Genomic DNA, 14,856 nt, shown 5'->3' on the forward strand with positions numbered 1-14,856 from the left:
AACAGTAAGCGTCGGCATGGTTCTAGCGAACAGATGTCACCGACAGAATATGAAAACCAGTATTATCAACGGCTCGGAAGTGTCTAGATTATCCGTGGCGATTCAAAAAGCTGGATTTTCCGACCTTCATCACTTACCTGAAACAGTTGCAGAAAACTTTCAAATGGACGGACAACCAGACCCGGCACCTGGCTGAGGCTGTGAATGATGGTTCGGTCTTCCTCGAAGTGTTCAATGATGAGGGGCAGGGACTTATCCAGCGTATGCATCAACTCGCTTCTGAAGGGTGGACGCTATCTGATGCACAGCAGGCCAACCTTGATAAGCTGGCAGCTTTGGGTGCTGAGTACAACCGAGTACAAACCAGCCTTGCGGATCACTTCTCAGCCTCGTTTGTTGAAGGCCTGGGGCAGTACGCTGTCAATACTGACACTCTACGTCAGAAGATGACTGGACTGATCCCAATTTCCGATGCCCTCGGCGTTGCCCTTGGTGAGCTAACCACCAACATTCTCTCCTTCGCTGGTCGAGTTGGTGAAGAACTCAAGAAAGGCGCAACACTGCCGGATGCAGTCTACAACACCGTAGTGGATGACTCTGCAAATAGCACCGCCGATTGGATTAAGGAAAAGACCGGCTTTGATCCACGTAGCATCGGTCAGACGCTTAAGCAGGTTTACCCGTGGCTGGATAGTTCAGCACCAAGCAATATTGGCTCAGGCACGGCGTATAACGATCCAGCGCTAGCGTTGAATGTTCCTGGTTTCAACTCAATACAACCCCAGCAACCAACGTTCACGGTTCCGACAATTGACAGCATGACTCAGCGACAGCCGATTCCTGTTGCGGTCACTGGCGAAGCTGAGATTAAACTCTCACCGCTTGATATTAACGTGAATGACGGCGCTATTAACGGTTTGATTGATAGCAAGATAAGGGAAAACAACCAGGCGCAGAATAACCTCATCCTTGGTATTGCAGACTAAAATCATCGTTCCGTCAAAAATGACGCAGTAAATTGGCCCACACGCGAGAGGGCCGTTAAATTCGCCATGTTATTGTTTTTGTTGTTGCAAATGATAATCATTTGTGTTAAAATGATTGCATAGGGTGATGATTTAAATTGTATGTGCGTACAAGAGCCGTTGTCATTCTTTCTCCTTACTTAAGTGCCTGTGTGAACACCGTGCGGGCCTTTTCTCATACAGCCAATATCCGCACCCTCTCACGGTAAGGTTAGGCCATTGCCGCTGGCTGTATCAGAAAAGAATTTTCTCCGACCTTGGATCGGGGATTTGCCAAGCCCTTTCATCCTCGGAAGGCCGTCTTGTCAGACGAAAACTGGCATTGAGTGCGGCAGCGAAGATATGAGGTCTCCCGCTGCTGTGCTCCCTCATTCCTAAAGCGTGACCCACCGATCATGCTTTCCAAATATCTCCATCAGAAAACTACTGACCTACACCAGGCGGGATATTCTCGCCTTGGTCTTTTTCTGTATGGAAAACGAAGTGAACGAAGTCGCTGATAGCGGCTTTCTTTTCGCCCCTCAATGGCAAATTTGCCAGAGAAATAATAACGCCATCATTGGCGATGACCTGAATGGAGATTCAAGACTGTGAAACTGGAAGATTATCCAAAAACGTATAACAACGTGGTGAAGAATTCGGCAACAGCCAATTTTGACCGCAGAACGATTGTATTCGCGACACTCGCACAGGCTGTGGAACCTGGTTCCGTGGTGACCTCTACCGGAACGCTTTACACCTCTGGGACTGATGCGCTTCTGTGCCTCTCCTACGCTGAGGCAGGTTCTGATGTTCCTGTCATCGTGGCTGACCGCCTGATTTATGTGTACCCAGAAGCAATCCGCGCCGTAATGGGTTCAGCAACAAATGCAGCACTAGCAGCATTGACCGCCAACGGAAATATTCGCCTGACCTCTGACGATGTTGTCATCGCAGAATAACAAACAAGAAAAGGACTTCAAAAATGGCTATTAAATCATTCGATTATGTTAATTACAGCAAGGTCTTCCGTACTCAGGTTCCACAGAGCAATTTACTGCTGACTCACCTTAATGTATTTGCAGACCGTCAGATCGCAGATTCCCACAAAGTTAGTATGGATCGTATCCAAGAGGCATCTATTGGTGTGGATGCGCCATTGATGCGTTTCAGTTCGGAGTGGGGGACTATCGAGAAGCCCACCGCAGGATCATATCTCTACGAGTTGCCTTGGGCGGGTGTGACTGACCGTGTGACTTCGGCAGATCTCAAAGGTTACCGTAAGCCGGGCAGCACTATTGAGCAGTCTCTTGATGAGATTGAGGCCAATAAGTTTATTCAGATGCGTGCTAAGTTTGAACGCTCCCGCGAATACGCCTATTGGCAGACCCTGATCTTCAACAAGGTTGATGCATTTGGTACACAGCAGAGTGAGATCGACTGGACTGTAGAGTTTGGACTGAACCAGCGAACCGCTGACCTTCATCAGGATGTTGGTGATGATCCGATGCGCGATATTGACGATCAGGTCAGTGCCACAAAAGCACTGATGGGTGGTCTGACTCAATACCTGCGTGGCTGGGTTCTGCTGTGTGGATCTGATGCCTACCGTGCTGTGAGATATCATCCACAAATCCGCGAACTCCTAGTCTATTCAAACGGTCTGGTTGGTTCTGATGTGCTGTTCCCGTCTGATGTTCTGCCAGGCTTTAGTTCGTTTATGCTGGGTTCTGTGCGTCTGATCGAAGTCAGCGATTCAGCATTCAGCGGTATCAAGTCAAACGAGGCTTTCCTTGTTCCGGTCTTTGGCAATGCTCCGGTTGAGCAAAGTTTGCCTATGGGCCGCTTCGTTGGTCCATGTGCTCGTCATCTTGAAATCTCAGCTTCTGGGGATGTTGAAGACTGGTACGCATACAAGGCTTTCGACGAGTTACGAAACCGTAATTTATATAGTGAATACAGCCTCATGGCATACAACTTCAGGCCGGATCTGATCTGTAAGATGACGCTATTACCAACAGCATAAAAGCGGTTTGCGGGAGCGCATTGCTCCCGCTGCCAGGCGAGGCAAAGGAAAGGAGATTTACATATGCACATGAAACTGTTCAATTCGAAGGGGCTGCCACTTCTGGCAATGAGTCTCGATAACCGATCCGATAAATGGCTGAACCTGTCAGCCATTGCTAGATACTTCAATGTTCCCCGTAGCACATTTCTACAGCGCGTGAACGATTACGGCTGGGAGTCAGCATTAGCTCACTTTGAGCAGCAGCGAAAGACAAAACTGAAAACATAAGAGCCGGGTTAATCCCGGCTTTTTTATAGCAATTTTTCAACAGTGTGAAACGGCACTGATTTGAAAAGGTATCCTTGAACTCCCCAAATACCAACCTCCTGTAGAAGGTCGAGATACTGTCTGCTTTCTACGCCTTCCACCACTATCTTATCGCAGTACCGCTTTATATTTTTTATCAATAGAGGAAATGTGGGTTTATCAATTTGTTCATTAAAGAAATGACGGTCAATCTTCACCGCTTCGAAGTAACCCTCAAGCAGGCTGGCAACATTTGCATTTCCGGCTCCCAGATCATCCAGCCACAGTGAGTTAACACCCTGACATAATGATTTCAGAATCGGACTTTTAAGCCCTTGTTCAATACCAGGAAACTCTTCTGAAACTTCAAGTTTGATAAATGGCATGGAACTGACTGTTAGCTGTAACAAACCGTCATGCCTTAAGAGTGTCGCCATATCGTAGTCAACATTGAGCGAGCAGAACAACCCGTGATGCTCGAACCAGTCCTGCTTACTGGCTATGATCCCAAACTGTTTGTAGAGAAAAAGGCGTTTCTGATCGAAATCCCATCCTGAAATGACAAACGCTGGGTGAAGGGGTCGTTTGGACTCTGAGACAAACCGCGTAAGAAGTTCGACTCCTAACAGCTTACCTTCAAGGTTCATGATGGGTTCAGCAATGAATTCAGAGTGCATGTTACGTTCCAGTTGAGTGATAACTGCCTGATAATGCACCTTTAAAAATTATTGATCAATAATAGCGATCAATAATCAAATAATGATCGATAAAAACGATAGATGTATCTTTTTGAAATGTAATGACAATTTATTTTTAAGATTAATCTTGTATTGAGAAACAAGAGCAGGTTTTTTTCATCACATTCATATCTACGGATTCGAAAACGACGAAAGATCACAACTAAACGAGGCTGGGGAAACCCGGCCTTTTTGTCGTTTGAATGTGGGACACAACGTGGGACACAAACTGGGACACAGAGCATTTTTTATGGTTGAGTCTTTGGCTTTCCGCTGGCATGATCCAGAACAGGGATTAACGGGACGTTAATCGCAAGCTTTTGATTTTGCTTTATTTGACTCGGGGTGCCCTTCTTCGTTGAAGGCTGAGAAATACCCGTATTACCTGATCTGGATAATGCCAGCGTAGGGAAGTCAGATGCCTCCCCTGGTCATCGCTTCTTCACGCAAGGCAGGAGCGAACCTATGCAGCCTGACCTGCTCGATTTACACGTTTTACATCATTTCCGAACCCGTTCCCCGCTTACGCACTGTATGACCAATGATGTCGTGCAAACCTTTACGGCCAACGTTCTGCTGGCGCTTGGCGCTTCTCCGGCAATGGTGATTGAAGCCGAAGAGGCCGAGCAGTTTGCCGGGATGGCCGATGCGCTGCTGATTAACGTCGGTACTCTCACCACGCCCCGCGCCCAGTCGATGCGTCGTGCTATTGAGAGCGCGGTGGCGGCAGGCAAGCCCTGGACGCTTGACCCGGTTGCGGTGGGCGCTCTGGCGTTCCGTACCCGCTTTTGTCATCAAATCCTTGCCCTGAAACCAGCAGCCATTCGCGGCAATGCGTCGGAAATTCTCGCCCTTGCGGGGATGAGCGCAGGGGGACGCGGTGTAGATACCACCGACACCGCCGCCGCCGCGCTACCCGCCGCGCAGGTGCTGGCTCGCCAGACCAATGCCATTGTGGCAGTGACGGGGGAGGTGGATTACGTCACCGACGGCCAGCGCACCCGAACGGTTGCGGGCGGCGATCCGTTAATGACCCGCGTGGTGGGCACCGGGTGTGCGCTCTCGGCGGTGGTGGCGGCGAGTTGTTCCCTGCCGGGGGAGCGGCTGGATAATGTTGCCGCTGCCTGCGGATGGATGAAGCGTGCCGGAACGATCGCCGTTGCGCAGTCTCACGGGCCGGGCAGCTTTGCCAGCGCGTTCCTTGATGCGCTGCACAACCTGGAGGCACAGGCATGAAACGAATTAATGCTCTGACGATTGCCGGTACCGATCCAAGCGGCGGTGCCGGTATCCAGGCCGACCTGAAAACGTTCTCGGCTCTTGGCGCTTACGGCTGCTCGGTGATCACCGCGCTGGTGGCGCAAAACACCCGTGGCGTGCAGTCGGTCTACCGTATCGAGCCTGATTTTGTCGGTGCACAGCTGGACTCGGTATTCAGCGATGTGCGCATCGACACCACCAAAATTGGGATGCTGGCAGAAACGGATATCGTCGAAGCGGTGGCTGAGCGGCTGCAACGTTATCAGGTGCAAAATGTGGTGCTGGATACGGTGATGCTGGCTAAAAGCGGTGACCCGCTGCTCTCTGCCTCTGCTGTTGAGACATTGCGCAAGAAACTGCTGCCGCAGGTGGCGCTGATTACGCCAAATCTGCCGGAAGCGGCCGCACTGTTAGACGCGCCACACGCGCAGAACGAACGTGAGATGAAAGAGCAGGGGAACGCCCTGCTGGCGATGGGGTGCGGCGCGGTGCTAATGAAAGGCGGCCATCTCGATGACGATGAAAGCCCGGACTGGCTCTTTACCCGCGACGGTGAACTGCGTTTCACGGCCCCGCGCGTGCATACCAAAAATACCCACGGTACGGGGTGCACGCTCTCTGCCGCGCTGGCGGCGCTGCGTCCACGGCACAACAGCTGGGACGATACGGTACGCGAGGCCAAAACATGGCTCTCGGCCGCGCTGGCAAAAGCCGATACTCTGGAAGTGGGTCACGGTATTGGGCCGGTTCATCATTTTCATGCATGGTGGTAAGCCAGTATACTGGCAGGAAACACCACGCCTGAGAAAACAGAGATGGAACAAGCGCATACCCGGTTAATCGCTCAACTGAATGAACGGATCGCCGCGCCCGACAACATGCCGCTGTATCTGAAATTTGCCGAAACGGTAAAAAACGCGGTACGCAGCGGAGTGCTGGAGCACGGGAATATTCTGCCCGGCGAGCGCGATCTGAGTCAGTTAACCGGGGTGTCGCGCATTACCGTGCGCAAAGCGATGCAGGCGCTGGAAGAAGAGGGCGTGGTAACGCGCGCCCGGGGTTACGGGACACAGATCAACAACATCTTTGAATATTCGCTCAAGGAAGCGCGCGGGTTTTCCCAGCAGGTGGTGCTGCGCGGTAAAAAACCTAACACGCTGTGGGTGAATAAACGGGTGGTGAAGTGTCCGGAAGAGGTGGCCAGCCAGCTGTCGGTACCCCCGAACAGCGAGGTATTCTTGCTTAAGCGCATTCGTTACGTTGACGATGACGCGGTGTCGATTGAGGAGTCCTGGGTTCCGGTTGAGTTAATTCATGACCCGGACGCAATTGGCATCTCGCTGTACGACTACTTCCGTAGCCAGAATATCTTTCCGCAACGCACCCGCTCCCGGGTCAGCGCCCGGATGCCGGACAGCGAGTTTCAGGCGCATATCAGTATGGATGACAAAATACCGGTACTGGTGATCAAGCAGGTTGCGCTTGACCAGCAGCACCGGCCGATTGAGTACAGCATCAGCTACTGTCGCAGCGACCTATACGTCTTTGTGTGCGAGGAGTAATGCCTCGCGCGTCGGCGCGCAATCCCCGCCGCGGTGGCTGACCACCCAGGCCGCCACGGCATTTCCCAGCGTCACGGCATCCGCCAGACGCCAACCTGCCGCCAGACCGGCAAGCGTACCGCCCGCATGGCTGTCGCCTGCGCCAATGGTATCGACGACGGTGGCGGGAAACGCAGGAACATAACCCGATGCGTCGCCTTCATACCAGGCTGCGCCATCTTTGTCGTGACGAATAATTAGCGCGGCGCCATAACGGTGCTGCCACTGCACGCCTAAAGTATCAACGTCCATGCCAGCGCGCTCCGCGGCAATCTGCGCCTCCTGACGATTGAGCGACACGATAGGTTTCAGGGCCATGATCCGCGCCATCAGCGCGTCGGGAATATCAGCAATGCGGGGGCCAAAATCGATAAACGCGGTGACGTTTTCCAGCGACTCCAGCCAGCGTGTGAGCAGTTCGCCCGATGGCGATGCCAGCTGATAGCCGGACAAATACACCAGGCTACCCGGTGGGACGTTCAGCCCATCCAGCCAGTGCGGCTGCCACTGGTTCTCCACGCCGCTAAACGACATAAAGGTGCGTTCGCCGTCAGGCTCTACCAGCGCCAGACACCAGCCGTTATCGCCCGCTTCGGCCTCCACGGCGCTGTGCAGATCCTGTCTTGCCATGGCGTTACGGATGATCTCCGCCCATACGCCGTGGCCGACGGGCAGGGCGTTTTGCGCCGCAATGCCGAGCCGCTTCAGGGCGATGGCAATATTCAGCGCACAGCCGCCGATATTCACCCCTTGTTGTTTCAGCTCGATATCGCATCCGCGCCAGGGCAGGGCGTACGCGTCGGCGATCACATCGATGACCGCCGCGCCCAGCACCGTGACCGGGCGTGTGGCCTGTAATGTTTCAAGACGCTGGGCTAACGTACTCATACGCCCTCCCTTTGCTCCCGGTAGTGCAGCAATTTTTCGCAATAGTAGTCAAAATCGAGCCGGTTTTCGGTATCGAGTTCATCCTTCAGCGCCGGGTCAATCGCCTGCACGCCGTGCAGTGCCCCGCAGATGGCCGTTGCCATCGCCCCGATGGTGTCTGTATCACCACCGAGGTTGGCGCACAAAATCGCGCAGCGGTTTGGGTCCGTGCCGGCCAGCTCCACCATCGCAATCGCCGCCGGAACGGACTCAATGGTGCTGGTGCCTGCGCCAATAAGCTGATAAACCTGCTCGCTGGCGGAGTCGATGCCGTGGGCTTCCCGTACAGTCTTAAGCGCCAGTTCAATACGAGCCGCCAGCGAGGCGCTGAAGGTGGTGGTATTCGCCTCCTGTGCGTAGCGGGCAATGCCGGGCAGGGCATCGACGATGTTCTGCCAGCGCTCACCGTCGATGGCGCGCGAAACCGCCCAGGCAATCACCACGGCCCCGGCGATGGCGAGGTCCGATTTATGCGTCGGGCTGGAGGCCAGCGCGACTTGCCCGACAAAATGTTCCAGCCGCGTCGCCGGTAGCAGGCAGCCCAGCGGGGAAGCCCGCATCGCCGCCCCGTTGGTCACACCGTTGTTGTCCAGTTCACTGACGGGTTTGCCGTCGCGGATGGCGTTAAGCGCGATTTTTGAGGTGGGACCCAGCACGTTTTTATTAAAGGCATCGAAATCCAGCGCCCAGTTCAGGATGTGTTTGCCGATGACATCCGCGTCAATCTCCCCGTCGCATTCGATAATCGCATCGGCCAGGCACAGCGCCATTGAAGTATCATCGGTGAACTCCGCGCGCTTAAAATAGCAGGCCGCGTTATTCTCTGCCGGGCCGGGTAAGAAGCGGTCGATCCAGCCGAAGTGCGCTTTGACGCGCTTTCTTGGCCATAGCTCGGAGGGCATACCCATCGCATCCCCTAACGCTTGCCCGTAAAGAGCACCGAGAATACGTTCTTGTTTCATTTAACTTCCCCTTGTGTCAGCGCAGCATCGCCATCAACCACCTCAATTGCGGTGATCTCTTTGTCCGATTCGCGGAAAAACAGCATAAACAGCACGGCGATCACGGCAATCATGATCGCACCGAATGTCCACATTCCGGCCCAGTTGAAGGTCAGCCCATTCACCGGCTCTTTGTAAGCGAACATTTTTTCCATCATCACGCCGCCCAGGCGGTAACCCAGCAGGCTACCAAAGCCCTGACAGCACAGCGTAATCAGGCCTTGCGCAGCCGTACGCATATGCGCCGGCGCTTTTTTATCCACGTAGATATACGCGGTTACATAGTAGAAGTCGTAGCTCACCCCGTGCAGCAGAATGCCGAGGAACAGCAACGCATAAGTGAAGTATTGTTCCGCGCCACCGTAAACAAAGAAACCGTAGCGGATGGCGGCCGTGAGCAGGCCCAGTAGTAAGACCTTCTTAATACCAAAGCGTTTAGTGAAGAACGGCAGCGCCAGCATAAAGAAGATTTCAGAGAACTGGCCGAGCGTCATCCAGCCGGTGGCGTTTTTCATCCCCACTTCGGTGAGATAGCCGTTGGCGAAGATGTAATAGAAGGCCAGCGGCATCGCGAACAGGAAAGAGCAGAAGAAGAATACCAGGAAGTTTTTGTCGCGCAGCAGGATCAGCGCGTCCAGACCGAGCATCACTTTGAAATCCAGCTTGCCGGTACTTTTCGGCGGCGTATTCGGCAGGAAAAGGGCAAACACGCCCAGCAGGGCAGAGCTGGCTGCGGTCATCAGCAGCGGAATATTGGTATCAGAGATATCGCTATAGCCCAGCATCTGCGGCAGGAATCCGCATGCCAGACCGGAGGCGATCCAGCCGATAGTGCCCATCACGCGAATACGCGGGAAATCGGCTTCCACGTCATCGACGTTGGCGAAGGCAATACTGTTGGTCAGCGCAATGGTGGGCATATAGGTGAGAGAGTAGGCCAGCAGCAGCGGGAAGAAGGTGCTGAACTGGGTTTGCTGTGCGGCGAAGTACATCAGAATGGCACCGGCAAACATCAGCACCGCCAGCACTTTCTGGGCGGCAAAGAAGCGGTCGGTCAGCGAGCCGACGAGAATAGGCGACAGGATCGCCGCAATGGCCGTACAGGCGTAGGACCAGCCAATCTCCCCGGCGGTAAAGCCGCTTTTGCTCAGCCATAGCCACAGCGGCACAAACCACGCTCCCCAGATAAACCATTCAACAAACATCATGAATGACAGTTGGACTTTCGTTTTCATTGTTTAATCCTGCATGTCAGTGAGAGTACGCCTTTAACATACCATTCAATAATACCTTTAAAATACCTTTGTGGTGATTGTTTGATCAATGTAACAGTTTTGTTGTACACGAATCGAGCCAGCAGATTGTGCTGAAAAAAAATGCAAATGCTGGAAAATCTGTTAAGTCGGTACCAGGCTTAGTCTGCCCATAAAAAAGTGGGTCTGGATAAACACTCACCGACATGACGTCGGAATTACGGGAGCATCGCTATGACTGATATTGCGCAGTTGCTTGGCAAAGACGCCGACAGCCTTTTACAGCATCGTTGTATGACCATTCCAGCCGACCAGCTTTATCTGCCCGGCCACGACTACGTTGACCGCGTGATGGTGGATAACAACCGTCCACCGGCCGTGCTGAGAAATATGCAGACGCTCTATAATACCGGGCGGCTGGGCGGTACCGGGTATCTCTCGATTCTGCCGGTTGACCAGGGCGTTGAACACTCGGCAGGCGCCTCCTTTGCAGCCAATCCACTCTACTTTGATCCGAAGAACATTGTTGAGCTGGCGATTGAAGCGGGCTGTAACTGTGTGGCCTCTACCTATGGCGTGCTGGCGTCTGTTTCACGGCGTTATGCCCACCGCATTCCTTTCCTCGTCAAACTGAACCACAACGAGACGCTCAGCTACCCAACCGAATATGACCAGACCCTCTACGCCAGCGTAGAGCAGGCGTTCAATATGGGCGCAGTAGCGGTTGGGGCAACGATCTACTTCGGCTCTGAGCAGTCCCGTCGTCAGATTGAAGAGATTTCCGCTGCCTTTGAACGCGCACACGAGCTCGGGATGGTGACCGTGCTGTGGGCGTATCTGCGTAACTCCGCGTTTAAAAAAGATGGGGTGGATTACCACGTTTCAGCTGACCTGACCAGCCAGGCGAACCACCTGGCCGCAACCATTGGTGCTGACATCGTGAAGCAGAAAATGGCCGAGAATAACGGCGGCTATAAGGCGGTGAACTTCGGTTATACCGATGACCGTGTCTACAGCAAACTGACCAGCGATAACCCGATCGACCTGGTGCGCTACCAGCTGGCGAACTGCTACATGGGACGCGCCGGGCTGATTAACTCCGGCGGTGCGGCGGGTGGAGATACTGACCTGTCTGACGCGGTGCGCACGGCGGTTATCAACAAACGCGCAGGCGGTATGGGGCTGATACTTGGCCGTAAAGCGTTTAAGAAATCGATGGCTGACGGCGTGAAGCTGATCAATGCAGTTCAGGATGTTTATCTGGACAGCAAAGTGACGATCGCCTGACGCCTCACTCTCCCTCTCCCTTTGGGAGAGGGCTGGGGTGAGGGGATTAGCGCAGAAGCACACAATCCGGCGGCAACCGGCACTGCAGCGCGCCGGGCAATACCTCTATGCGGAAATGCTCCCCGCTCAACGGTTCCCCATCCAGATTAAACGTCATCCCGTGCGGGGCATTCACTTCGAACCACGCGGATTTTCCGGCAATAATGTTTGGGCTCTCTTCGGGCTGCGTCAGCGTGGTAAATAGCGCGGGCAGCAGGCCGTCGCCGGTGAAAATACGCAGCTGAAGCTGACCGTCATTAATCAGCGCCTCCGGGCAAAGCTGCTGCCCGCCGCCTGCCTGACGACCGTTGCCAATGCCAATCACCAGCGCGTCTCCCTGCCACTGGAAATCCTCGCCGCGAATTTCACAGCGGTCCGGCTTGAGGGTGTCCATGCGCATCAGACCGTGAATCAGATAAGAGACACCGCCCAGCGCCGCTTTGAGTTTTTCCGGCGTTTCGCTGGTGATCCGCGTGCCGAACCCGCCCGTCGCCATGTTGATAAAGCAGGTTTTGTCATTCACCTGCGCAATGTCCACGGCGGTAGCTTTGCCAAGGATCGCCAGTTGCAGGGCTTTACTCAACTCCTCCGGAATGCCAGCGCTGGTGGCAAAATCATTGGCGGTACCGAGCGGTAAAATGCCCATCACCGGACGGCCTTCGCTGGGCAGGTCGACAAGCGCAGAGGCGATCTCATTGATGGTGCCGTCGCCGCCGCCGGAGATAATGGTTTCGACACCCAACGTCAGGCCTTCATGGATATACCGTGCCGCGTCGCCTTTTTCCCACGTGACCCGTACATGGATCCGCGCCCCATCTTCCCGCAAATCAGTGATTGCCTGACGCAGCAGATCGTTGCCTGCACTTTTACCATTTAGAATCAATAAACTGTCTGGATAGGTTGCCATCCTCGCTGCTCCCTTTTTTAGCGTTAGTAAGAGTGTATAGCAGTGACGAAAAAAGCGGGTAAGAACAGGATGAAAGGGAAAAATAAGGCCGCCAATTTTATCTGGAGGCCTTTCCAATTTAGACTCATTTATGAGGAGGGTAATCGAAACCTCCATGAGGAGGACGACAGCGATAAATGCGTTGTAATCCCAATCTCCACCCTTTCAGAAAACCGAACCGCTTCAGGCTAATCAGCGTGTACTTTGAGCAGGAAGGAGTATGGCGGCAGCGATTACGGATACTCATTGGGGCATGGTTACGGTATAAGAGTATGAAATGTATGCTAAGCCATTTAAGCATCTGTCACTTCTTTTCTGAAAGTAATGACATAATAGTGGGTCAATGTTGATTTATTTCCGCCAAAGCACCCTGGCCGCTCTTCTATACCGATTGTATCAACGCGCTGGAATTCCCACCCTTCGGCAGCCCAGGAATTCACTTCTTGCTCTAAATACGCTGCTGCAATGCCATCTTTATTATCCTTTGCCTTGATAGAAATGTTTGGTGGAATCTGAACCATCTTATAGGTGTACATATAGAATCCCTTGCTTTTTGAGTGGTTATTGATGGTAAGGCCTGACATCTTTTGATTCAAATGGATTGTTGTAGAAACAAGGTGATGCGATCGCCAACAGGCATCAAAAGTGTAATTTTATTTCCTCAGGAGATGTTCAATACAAGTGCAGCAGAATGGCGAAAAACAGAGCATTAAAAATAAGCCCACGTAAGGGAGATTACGCGGGCTAAGGAGGTGGTTCCTGGTACAGCTAGCATTTATGGGTTATGTTTTTCAGCGCTGGGGATAATACCCGTATTGAACGAAGCGGTATGTGATCCGATTCTAAGAATTTTCCCGGCGCGAAAAAATTTCCCTGGTTGACTATTTACTATGCGGATTTCGGGTGCTTTCACCGTTGAAATTGCGCATCAGCAGGGCAAACTCCAGCTCCACCTCTTCCGGTACCGGCAGCCAGACGGTATGACCATTGCCCGGCGCAACCTCAATCGCTTCGCCTTTGCCGTTCTCCAGGTGTTCCAGCGTGAAGTTCATGTTGCCCTGCGGGGTCATCAGCTCCAGGCTGTCGCCTTTGGTGAACTTGTTTTTCACCGCCACGGCGGCCAGCGCACCTTTGCGCTCGCCGGTAAAATCGCCGACAAACTGCTGACGCTCGGACACGGAGTAGCCATGCTCGTAATTCTGGTAGTCGTCATGGGTATGACGACGCAGGAAACCTTCGGTATAGCCGCGGTGCGCCAGACCTTCCAGAGTTTCCAGCAGGCTGGTGTCGAACGGTTTACCGGCTGCCGCGTCGTCAATCGCTTTGCGGTACACCTGTGCGGTACGCGCGCAGTAGTAATAGGATTTGGTGCGGCCCTCAATTTTCAGGGAGTGCACGCCCATCTGGGTCAGGCGTTCAACGTGGGCGACGGCGCGCAGATCTTTTGAGTTCATGATGTACGTGCCATGCTCGTCTTCAAAGGCGGTCATGTACTCGCCCGGACGTTTGGCCTCTTCAATCATAAACACGCTGTCGGTTGGCGCGCCGATGCCCAGCGTAGGCTCAACGTTCGTAACCGGGATTGGCCCATGCTTGTGGACGATATTACCGATATCGTCCTCTTTGCCTTCCTGGACATTATATTCCCAGCGGCAGGCGTTGGTGCAGGTCCCCTGGTTCGGGTCGCGCTTGTTGATGTAACCGGAGAGCAGGCAACGCCCGGAGTAGGCCATGCACAGCGCACCGTGAACGAAAATTTCGATTTCCATATCCGGCACCTGGGTGCGGATCTCTTCAATTTCGTCGAGGGAAAGTTCACGCGACAGAATGACGCGGGTCAGCCCCATCTGTTTCCAGAATTTGACCGTCGCCCAGTTCACGGCGTTAGCCTGCACGGAGAGGTGAATATCCATCTCCGGGAAGTTCTCCCGAACCAGCATGATTAAACCCGGATCCGACATGATCAGCGCGTCCGGCCCCATATCCACCACCGGCTTCAGGTCACGGATGAACGTCTTCAGCTTGGCGTTGTGCGGCGCGATGTTGACCACCACGTAGAATTTTTTGCCCAGGGCATGCGCTTCGTTGATGCCGAGCTGCAGGTTCTCGTGGTTGAATTCGTTGTTGCGCACGCGCAGCGAGTAGCGCGGCTGGCCCGCGTAGACGGCGTCGGCACCATAGGCGAAAGCGTAACGCATATTTTGCAGCGTTCCCGCCGGGGAAAGGAGTTCCGGTTTAAACATGTTTATTCTCGTTCTGATGACAGGTCAGATCCGCGTGCACCAGGTGCAGCGGTAAGGGGAGATCCCCCACTTTAAGGGCGGGCATTGTAGCGCCGCGGGGCAGGGAGGTAAAGCTTTGCCCCTCACCCCTTTGTGGAGTGTACAGTCCGGGGACATGGTTGACAGGTGTTCGGGGACATGGTGAACACTTTTTAACATCCTTTACCCATGGTGATCGACTTTTTCTTCAGGTCGATCACCCCCA

17 protein-coding genes and 1 riboswitch are annotated in these 14,856 nt (G+C 53.6%); of the genes, 9 read left to right on the forward strand and 8 right to left on the reverse strand.

Going from position 1 to position 14,856, the window contains the following annotated elements; genetic code table 11:
• The 5 genes from ACOTX3_RS24775 to ACOTX3_RS24795 all read left to right on the forward strand — a co-directional run.
• A partial coding sequence (locus tag ACOTX3_RS24775) for a hypothetical protein (RefSeq protein WP_421634988.1) occupies positions 1–196 on the forward strand: 196 nt, incomplete at its 5' end.
• 4 nt (positions 197–200) lie between these two features.
• Complete coding sequence (locus tag ACOTX3_RS24780; RefSeq protein WP_250116809.1) at positions 201–986, forward strand: hypothetical protein; 786 nt, start codon at positions 201–203, stop codon at positions 984–986.
• A 629-nt stretch (positions 987–1,615) separates the two neighbouring features.
• Entirely contained in the window at positions 1,616–1,966 is a 351-nt protein-coding gene (locus ACOTX3_RS24785; RefSeq protein WP_126502183.1) for a hypothetical protein, read from the forward strand.
• A 23-nt stretch (positions 1,967–1,989) separates the two neighbouring features.
• Positions 1,990–3,030 (forward strand): major capsid protein, encoded by a 1,041-nt coding sequence (locus ACOTX3_RS24790; RefSeq protein WP_127869314.1) that lies wholly within the window; start codon positions 1,990–1,992, stop codon positions 3,028–3,030.
• A 63-nt stretch (positions 3,031–3,093) separates the two neighbouring features.
• Entirely contained in the window at positions 3,094–3,300 is a 207-nt protein-coding gene (locus ACOTX3_RS24795; protein WP_058679557.1) for a hypothetical protein, read from the forward strand.
• Between the two features lie 23 nt (positions 3,301–3,323).
• On the opposite strand, the gene ACOTX3_RS24800 is transcribed toward ACOTX3_RS24795, so the two are convergent.
• Complete coding sequence (locus ACOTX3_RS24800) at positions 3,324–3,995, reverse strand: EAL domain-containing protein (protein ID WP_058679558.1); 672 nt, start codon at positions 3,993–3,995, stop codon at positions 3,324–3,326.
• Between the two features lie 391 nt (positions 3,996–4,386).
• A riboswitch (TPP riboswitch) is annotated at positions 4,387–4,484 on the forward strand.
• Positions 4,485–4,520: 36 nt separating this feature from the next.
• Here ACOTX3_RS24800 and thiM point away from each other — a divergent pair.
• From thiM to ACOTX3_RS24815, 3 genes are read left to right on the forward strand one after another with little or no spacing between them, the layout of a single operon-like run.
• Entirely contained in the window at positions 4,521–5,291 is a 771-nt protein-coding gene (gene thiM / locus ACOTX3_RS24805; protein ID WP_058679559.1) for a hydroxyethylthiazole kinase, read from the forward strand.
• A complete protein-coding gene (thiD, locus tag ACOTX3_RS24810; protein WP_038420163.1) occupies positions 5,288–6,088 on the forward strand; it encodes a bifunctional hydroxymethylpyrimidine kinase/phosphomethylpyrimidine kinase in 801 nt (266 codons plus the stop codon). Before thiM ends, thiD begins: the two co-directional genes overlap by 4 nt.
• Positions 6,089–6,130: 42 nt before the next feature.
• Entirely contained in the window at positions 6,131–6,877 is a 747-nt protein-coding gene (locus ACOTX3_RS24815) for a GntR family transcriptional regulator (protein ID WP_058679560.1), read from the forward strand.
• Here the strand turns inward: ACOTX3_RS24815 and ACOTX3_RS24820 are convergent.
• Genes ACOTX3_RS24820 through ACOTX3_RS24830 form a run of 3 tightly spaced genes read right to left on the reverse strand, consistent with a single transcriptional unit; the run spans position 6,851 to position 10,079 of the window.
• Positions 6,851–7,804, reverse strand: a complete 954-nt coding sequence (locus tag ACOTX3_RS24820; protein WP_038979523.1) for a PfkB family carbohydrate kinase — start codon at positions 7,802–7,804, stop codon at positions 6,851–6,853. The two genes, ACOTX3_RS24815 and ACOTX3_RS24820, sit on opposite strands and share 27 nt — an antisense overlap.
• Complete coding sequence (locus tag ACOTX3_RS24825; RefSeq protein ID WP_040022486.1) at positions 7,801–8,805, reverse strand: ADP-ribosylglycohydrolase family protein; 1,005 nt, start codon at positions 8,803–8,805, stop codon at positions 7,801–7,803. Before ACOTX3_RS24825 ends, ACOTX3_RS24820 begins: the two co-directional genes overlap by 4 nt.
• Positions 8,802–10,079 (reverse strand): nucleoside permease, encoded by a 1,278-nt coding sequence (locus ACOTX3_RS24830; protein WP_013097908.1) that lies wholly within the window; start codon positions 10,077–10,079, stop codon positions 8,802–8,804. Before ACOTX3_RS24830 ends, ACOTX3_RS24825 begins: the two co-directional genes overlap by 4 nt.
• A 252-nt stretch (positions 10,080–10,331) precedes the next feature.
• Between ACOTX3_RS24830 and fbaB the strand changes: the two genes are divergently transcribed.
• Positions 10,332–11,384 (forward strand): class I fructose-bisphosphate aldolase, encoded by a 1,053-nt coding sequence (gene fbaB / locus ACOTX3_RS24835; protein WP_047351620.1) that lies wholly within the window; start codon positions 10,332–10,334, stop codon positions 11,382–11,384.
• A 46-nt stretch (positions 11,385–11,430) separates the two neighbouring features.
• Here the strand turns inward: fbaB and yegS are convergent, their stop codons facing one another.
• The 4 genes from yegS to yegQ all read right to left on the reverse strand — a co-directional run bounded on the left by yegS (position 11,431) and on the right by yegQ (position 14,612).
• Positions 11,431–12,330 carry a lipid kinase YegS gene (gene yegS, locus ACOTX3_RS24840; RefSeq protein WP_047351621.1) on the reverse strand — a complete coding sequence of 300 codons (900 nt, stop codon included), beginning with the start codon at positions 12,328–12,330 and terminating at the stop codon, positions 11,431–11,433.
• 124 nt (positions 12,331–12,454) lie between these two features.
• The gene (gene yidD / locus ACOTX3_RS24845) at positions 12,455–12,670 is read right to left on the reverse strand and encodes a membrane protein insertion efficiency factor YidD (protein ID WP_071829996.1); all 216 of its coding nucleotides are present in this window, start codon (positions 12,668–12,670) and stop codon (positions 12,455–12,457) included.
• The gene (locus ACOTX3_RS24850; RefSeq protein WP_013097906.1) at positions 12,663–12,905 is read right to left on the reverse strand and encodes a hypothetical protein; all 243 of its coding nucleotides are present in this window, start codon (positions 12,903–12,905) and stop codon (positions 12,663–12,665) included. The genes yidD and ACOTX3_RS24850 overlap by 8 nt, the downstream gene beginning before the upstream one ends.
• Positions 12,906–13,250: 345 nt before the next feature.
• Complete coding sequence (gene yegQ, locus ACOTX3_RS24855) at positions 13,251–14,612, reverse strand: tRNA 5-hydroxyuridine modification protein YegQ (RefSeq protein WP_058679561.1); 1,362 nt, start codon at positions 14,610–14,612, stop codon at positions 13,251–13,253.
• Positions 14,613–14,856: the final 244 nt, after the last annotated feature.

It is taken from the genome of Enterobacter cloacae complex sp. IR5384 (genome assembly GCF_049237265.1).
In the GTDB taxonomy this organism is placed as follows: domain Bacteria; phylum Pseudomonadota; class Gammaproteobacteria; order Enterobacterales; family Enterobacteriaceae; genus Enterobacter; species Enterobacter cloacae.